At 56.5% G+C, this 1,542-nt stretch carries 1 rRNA gene; it reads right to left on the reverse strand.

The window, feature by feature from the left end:
* Nucleotides 1–9: 9 nt before the first annotated feature.
* A 16S ribosomal RNA gene (locus JUB10_RS14400) occupies nucleotides 10–1,532 on the reverse strand.
* Nucleotides 1,533–1,542: the final 10 nt, after the last annotated feature.

Below are 1,542 nucleotides of genomic sequence, written 5' to 3' on the forward strand. Positions count from 1 at the left end.
GCTCCTTAGAAAGGAGGTGATCCAGCCGCACCTTCCGGTACGGCTACCTTGTTACGACTTAGTCCTAATCACCGATCCCACCTTCGACGGCTCCCTCCACAAGGGTTGGGCCACCGGCTTCGGGTGTTACCGACTTTCATGACTTGACGGGCGGTGTGTACAAGGCCCGGGAACGTATTCACCGCAGCGTTGCTGATCTGCGATTACTAGCGACTCCGACTTCATGAGGTCGAGTTGCAGACCTCAATCCGAACTGAGACCGGCTTTTTGGGATTCGCTCCACCTCACGGTATTGCAGCCCATTGTACCGGCCATTGTAGCATGCGTGAAGCCCAAGACATAAGGGGCATGATGATTTGACGTCATCCCCACCTTCCTCCGAGTTGACCCCGGCAGTCTCCTATGAGTTCCCACCATGACGTGCTGGCAACATAGAACGAGGGTTGCGCTCGTTGCGGGACTTAACCCAACATCTCACGACACGAGCTGACGACAACCATGCACCACCTGTATACGAGTGTCCAAAGAGTTGACCATTTCTGGCCCGTTCTCGTATATGTCAAGCCTTGGTAAGGTTCTTCGCGTTGCATCGAATTAATCCGCATGCTCCGCCGCTTGTGCGGGCCCCCGTCAATTCCTTTGAGTTTTAGCCTTGCGGCCGTACTCCCCAGGCGGGGCGCTTAATGCGTTAGCTGCGACACGGAAACCGTGGAATGGTCCCCACATCTAGCGCCCAACGTTTACGGCGTGGACTACCAGGGTATCTAATCCTGTTCGCTCCCCACGCTTTCGCTCCTCAGCGTCAGTTACAGCCCAGAGACCTGCCTTCGCCATCGGTGTTCCTCCTGATATCTGCGCATTCCACCGCTACACCAGGAATTCCAGTCTCCCCTACTGCACTCTAGTTTGCCCGTACCCACTGCAGGCCCGAGGTTGAGCCTCGGGATTTCACAGCAGACGCGACAAACCGCCTACGAGCTCTTTACGCCCAATAATTCCGGACAACGCTCGCACCCTACGTATTACCGCGGCTGCTGGCACGTAGTTAGCCGGTGCTTTTTCTGCAGGTACCGTCACTTTCGCTTCTTCCCTGCCAAAAGAGGTTTACAACCCGAAGGCCGTCATCCCTCACGCGGCGTTGCTGCATCAGGCTTTCGCCCATTGTGCAATATTCCCCACTGCTGCCTCCCGTAGGAGTCTGGGCCGTGTCTCAGTCCCAGTGTGGCCGGTCACCCTCTCAGGCCGGCTACCCGTCGTCGCCTTGGTGAGCCATTACCTCACCAACAAGCTGATAGGCCGCGAGTCCATCCTTGACCAAAAAATCTTTCCACCCCCACCCGATGCCGGGGAAGGTCGTATCCGGTATTAGACGCCGTTTCCAGCGCTTATCCCAGAGTCAAGGGCAGGTTACTCACGTGTTACTCACCCGTTCGCCACTGATCAGCAGAGCAAGCTCTGCATCACCGTTCGACTTGCATGTGTTAAGCACGCCGCCAGCGTTCGTCCTGAGCCAGGATCAAACTCTCCGTAAAAAACAAGTGC

The organism is Desertivibrio insolitus (assembly GCF_017355965.1).
In the GTDB taxonomy this organism is placed as follows: domain Bacteria; phylum Actinomycetota; class Actinomycetes; order Actinomycetales; family Microbacteriaceae; genus JAFIQW01.